This is a genomic window from Candidatus Krumholzibacteriia bacterium, assembly GCA_029865265.1.
Taxonomy (GTDB): domain Bacteria; phylum Krumholzibacteriota; class Krumholzibacteriia; order WVZY01; family JAKEHA01; genus JAKEHA01.
This window is the reverse complement of record JAOUHG010000077.1, coordinates 1-5,265: the sequence shown is the minus strand read 5'-3', so window position 1 is coordinate 5,265 and position 5,265 is coordinate 1. Positions and strand designations below refer to the sequence as shown.

General features: G+C 57.5%; 5 protein-coding genes and 1 pseudogene. All 6 read right to left on the bottom strand.

The annotated features are described in order from the left end of the window. Positions 1–13 precede the first annotated feature (13 nt). Positions 14–721, bottom strand: coding sequence for a hypothetical protein (locus OEX18_15585; GenBank protein MDH4338685.1), 708 nt, complete (start codon positions 719–721; stop codon positions 14–16). Between the two features lie 78 nt (positions 722–799). Next, the gene (locus tag OEX18_15580) at positions 800–1,195 is read right to left on the bottom strand and encodes a hypothetical protein (GenBank protein ID MDH4338684.1); all 396 of its coding nucleotides are present in this window, start codon (positions 1,193–1,195) and stop codon (positions 800–802) included. Between the two features lie 160 nt (positions 1,196–1,355). After that, a complete protein-coding gene (locus tag OEX18_15575) occupies positions 1,356–2,780 on the bottom strand; it encodes a DUF1254 domain-containing protein (protein MDH4338683.1) in 1,425 nt (474 codons plus the stop codon). An 890-nt stretch (positions 2,781–3,670) separates the two neighbouring features. After that, positions 3,671–3,862, bottom strand: a pseudogene (locus OEX18_15570) (tyrosine-type recombinase/integrase). 159 nt (positions 3,863–4,021) lie between these two features. Next, positions 4,022–4,144: a VOC family protein gene (locus tag OEX18_15565; GenBank protein MDH4338682.1), complete on the bottom strand. Its 123-nt coding sequence runs from the start codon at positions 4,142–4,144 to the stop codon at positions 4,022–4,024. A gap of 513 nt (positions 4,145–4,657) precedes the next feature. Then, on the bottom strand, positions 4,658–5,265 hold a 608-nt coding region (locus OEX18_15560; GenBank protein ID MDH4338681.1), incomplete at its 5' end, for a hypothetical protein.

Below are 5,265 nucleotides of genomic sequence, written 5' to 3'. Positions count from 1 at the left end.
CTAACGCTCCGGTTCAGCGGCGGTGCGAAGCGCCGTCCGCTGGAACCGGTTGTTGGGCGCGCACTGGATAGCCGGGGATGTTCTTGCCTAGGTGGATGTCTCGCCGCACGACCCAGGCACCGGCGCTGTCAGGCTTTGGAACCACAAGACCGCTGCCGCCGCGGCCCAGGATGAGGGCCGCTTTCTTCTCCTTCGTGAGTCGAGGATCGTCCTCAAACAGGATGTCGTCAATATAGTAGGTACAGCGTCCGACCTCGATCACATGCATGTGCACATGGGCCGGAAGGTCGGAGTCCGGGTAGCCACCCGGTCGAATCGTGGTGAAGCTATACCGTCCCTCCGCATCCGTCGTTGCCCATCCCCGCAGAAGGCCGTGATGGTAGGCGGCGAGGCCGCGATATCGATCGTCCGGCGGGTAAACCCCACGGCTGTTGGTTTGGTACGCGTAGACGATGACTCCTGAGGCCGGGTGTCCTGCTGAGTCGAAGACCGTGCCGACGATGCGCAGTGGCTGACCAGGTTCATCCTGCCGGCCGATTCGGGCGTCGGTTTCAAGGGTTGCCGGGAGCCCTTCGAAAACCGCCTCGCATCCCTCACATGGCAACCCGACAATCGCCTCGCGTACCCGACCTTGCGGTGGAGTCTCGGCAGCCGCGCACCCATAGACCCATACAGATGCAAGACCGATCAAGATCGCGACGACTCCAGCGAGTTGTCTCACGGTTCTCTTCTCCTTGGTCAGCCCAACGCTTTGCCGTTCAGCGGCGGGTTCGGCAGCGTCCCGGCTCCTGCCCATCGTCTAATCAAACGAGTAGCCCGCGAAGAAGATCTTCTTCTCCTCTCCTTCATAGACGACCACGAATCGAGCCTTGCCACGTTCGAGATCCTCCCAGAACTTGTCCGAGGCCTCCACGGTCGCCACGGTCGGCCGGTCTGTTCCGAAGTACCGTTTCACCTCTGAAGGCGTCAGTCCCGCGGCGCAACAGTAGTCCGGCTTGTCGCGGATCTTGACGATGTCCAGTATCGATCGCGTGCCGGTCTCACCGGTTTGCTTGACGGCCTGCTCGGGCGTGCGGGGATTCCGCTCAGCGCCGAAGAACCTACCGTTGCGGAACACGTCAGCCCGCAGCCGATCGAGAGCGGCCTGCACGTCCTCGTCGTACTCGACTACGTATTGATATGGATGGGCTCCCACGGACGTCGCTCCTTGCTCCATGTCTGCCTAACGCTCCGGTTCAGCGGCGGGCCGCGCAGCGGGCCGTCCGCTGCAACCGGTTGTTAGCTAGCCATCTGTCTATCGTTTCTTCCCTAGTCCGAGGTCACCAGAGACTGTTGCTTGTTCTTGACGTTCTTCACTACTTCATCGGTTCGATATCGTCCGGCCGCCAGGACTGGTCGAACCAGGACTGCAGCGGCCCGTAAAAGCGCAGAATGACGCTGAAACCTTTGCCGGGAACGGTCTGAATCCAGTTGCTTTCTTTATCTTGCGGAGCCTTCGGACCGAAGTAGATATCATAAGAGCCATCTGGATTGGCATGCACACCGCGCTGGCTCGAGACGCTCGGGTATTGCTGATCGGTCTGGAGCAATGAGCGAGTCTGGTTGTCGTAGACCACCACGGACCAGAAATCCTCGGCCGGAACATTTGGGGGAAGATGTAGCTGGTAGTTTTTAGACCCGTCCAGCGGTTTCCCCCCGGCATCCACCATGGCGTCGGAGTATTGCGAACCTACCCCCGGGATTTTCAGGGTCATAGCAGGCGTGACCATGGTGGCGTAGTAGTAGAAAAACGCCCGTGCGTCCAACAGACTAGCGCCATCCGCAAGGAACTCGTGACTGCCGCCGACAAAGCCTGTCCTCCAGTTGCGGTCGTCATATTGGTATGAACTTCTGTCGCGGCCCCGGAAAACGAGCGCGCGTGCGGTGGCGTTGCCCACGGCGGCCGCATCGGTGAGGATCTTCTTCATGCGATCGTCCGGCGCAAAAGGCTGTCCTTTCTTGATCCCAATGGCGGCGTACAATCCCAGGAGTTCCGGGTTCTGGGAGTTGGCGGGCTCTTCCTGAACGACCTGGTTCAACTCCTCGTAAAAGCTGAAATCACTGGCATGGACAGTATTGAACGCCTTACCCGACATATTTACCCACTTTTGTTCGGGAGGATTGACTACCATGGACAGGGGGTAAACACGCGTGTGTTTTTTGATGTTCTCGATTCCCGGTTTCGGGTCGCCTTTCACGAGAAAGCCGCGCCAGATCAGAAAATTGTTGTATGTTCGACTGTGAAAGACGAAGTAGCCCTCGGGTATGTCACCCTCGTAATCAGGCCCCACGAACAGGTATTTGCCGCCTTTGCCCTTGTCCGGTCCCGCGTTTCCCAGGTCCGCTACGTAGCGAAACCAGAAATCGTTGATGATGCCCAAGGTATTGGGCGCACTTTCAACCACAACGGGACCGTCCTTCAGGTTGAGCCATGTGACGGTATAAATACTCTCTGTGTTCGGCGTCAGGAATAGCGACCGCGCATCCATCAGGCTCTCGGTGATGCCGATGGTTCCATCTACCGCGCCCAGTTCCCGCATTCCTTCCCGCATGGCGACCAGCGACGCCGCCGGACACCCATTCAGAAAAGTTTCTACTCCCCGCACGAAATCCAAGTTGTCGAAAACTTTCTTGTCCGTGTCTTCAGTGGGAAAGCCGTCAAAGAATTCGAGGGTGCCTATCCGAGTTTCCATCCTGTTCGGTGTCGTGATTTGCGCGGGAATGTCCGTCGTCATCTTCATTCGTGGGGGCTCCTGCCCGAAAGCGGGAAGGGTGAGGGCTGCAGTGATTACGGATGCTAAGACAAGACACTTGTTGTTTCTCATGCCGATCCCTCCTTTCCTTTTGGTGTGACTAGCTAACGCTCAGCATCAGCGGCGGCGCGAAGCGCCGTTCGCTGCATGCTGTTGTTAGGACCCAAATGCCCGGTGTCTCGAACTGACAGCTTGAATAGCACTGACGAACCCCACAGCGATGAGCGCTGTACGCAGCCAATCGAGCACGAGCCATCGATTCACAAGGCTTTGAGCGGCTGATGCTTCCAAGGGGCGGGACCCCGTGCCAGCGTAGTAGAGATCTCCAATCATAGGCCAGAAGAGCGTAGGGGTCGCCAACCAGATGACCAGAAGCGATGCGAGTCCCACCCAAAGCCAAATCCTGTAACTGCGCAAGGCCCTTCTCCCGCAAACCAGTGCCCCGACGGTACCGATGAGGAGCAGGATACTCAGCGGTAGGAAAAAGTCGCCGGGATCGTAAGGGTGACCAGGACCGTATGGCATCATGGAGAGCGAGGCTGGGGGGTCGGCAGCCCATGCGGAGATCACGACTGTGAACTCGAACAGCTTGGCACCGAGCCCGACGCCCCATGCAATCACTGAGATCCACAGGAACACAACGAGCCAGCGATAGTGTTGCGCCTGACGTGTCATAACAAAATCTCGTCGATCATAAGACTGCTCCTTTTGGAGGCCTGACTATTGTTCTACTGATCTTCTACATTTGTTTGGTCGCAGTCTATCCTGATAGGCTGCGGCACACGAGCCCTGTTGTACCATCAGATGCGTCCCACGCGCGGAAATAATACTGCGTAACTCGCAGGCTAACAAGTGAAACACTGCCCATGTGATCGCGCTCATCGGTCTAGGGGACTCCTGACGCCGAGGCCACCCTTGTTCAGCACGTGGGTGTAGATCATGGTTGTCGTCACATCGCTATGGCCGAGGAGTTCCTGGATGGTCCTGATGTCGGTGCCGGACTCCAGCGGGTGAGTCGCAAAGGAGTGCCGGAGGGTGTGGCACGAGGCGGGTTTCGCAATTCCGGCCTTCCGGTCGGTGTAGAATCGTGAGGCTGGGAACAGCCGCTGCCAGCTACGGTCGACGAGCACGACTACGCCTCGTTGCAGGCCCTCTCGAGCTCCGCCACGTCCAGCTTCACCATCGTCAACATGGCGTCCATTACAGCCTTCACCTTCGCGGGGTCCCTGTCAGCGATCAGCTCCGTGAACCGTCGCGGGACAATCTGCCAGGAGAGACCGAACGTCCTTGATCCAACCACATTGCGTGGGCGTCGCCCCCGCCTTCACCAGCTTGTCCCAGTATTCATCCACCTCAGCCTGATCCGCCGACTTCAGAAAACAATCTCGAGAAGACTATCCTGTTCCTTACTCTGAACGAACCCTAGCCTTGTATACCAACGAACCAATTGCTCTTCCGTAGTGCCCGCCTCGATCGGTCGAGGAATAAGGCATATCTTCTTGCAACCAAGCTGTCTCGCCATTTCCTGACATTTCCTAACCACAGCCGAACCCAAGCCGCGACAACGCATTTTTGGCTCTACGAGCAACTCATAAATACACAAGTATCCTTTGTTCGGCGGAACGTCGATCGCAACGAATGCAACTTCCTGCTTATTACACAACGCGACATAATGCCTCGTGATTGGGGGCTTTGAACTAATGGCCGCTCGCTTTTTCAATACAATCGATTTGAACTCATCGGACGATCCGACTTCCCGCAGTTCAATGTTCAGCTCCATAGTGTCCACCGCAGAGCATCAGCGGCGTTCACCCCTGTCCCCTCCCGACCATCAAATCTGGGGCTCATGGGTTCGCGCTCTCTCCTTAGAACGAGCGCTTGCTCGGCACAATCTCGAACGAGACTCCGAGTTCAAGACCCTGCTCTAAGACTCTTTCAGCAATCGCCCGCCAGGCGGGCTGTGCTTCGGCTGGACACGCTCGCCAATTCTGAGACAAACCAGCTGATATGAATGGCATATCCAGAGCCGGGCGTTGAAATGGAACAATCGTTTCCGCCATGGTCTTCGCGGGAGCAAAACTGAACATCCCATCAATTGGTGCGGACGGTGTCGCACCCCAGTAAAGGCGAAACCTCGCCGCATTAGATTCAGCACACGGAGGACCACAAGCGGCTGTCTCGTCTTCTTCGCTGCATTGCTCGGGGCCACACGGATCGAGAACCGTCTTGGCGACGTGGGCCGACGGTCGTCGGACGCCAGCGAGCGGTCGCATAGTTGCGTGCAGGAAGGACGGAGGGACACGGGTTCCTAGTTTAGATTCACCGGTTGCTGGCTCATAGGGGATGCTATCCGCAACCACAAACACCGTGTCCAGCACAAAAGATCCGTTCATATGCGAGCCAAAAACGACCACATCACCCGCCCCCAATTCCTGCAACTTCGTTGGATGCCCGTTTTTCCTAACCTGTCTGC

Excerpts from the sequence above, each read along its gene's own strand:
- OEX18_15575 (MDH4338683.1), bottom strand. The coding sequence starts at position 2,780 with ATGAAGATGACGACGGACATTCCCGCGCAAATCACGACACCGAACAGG.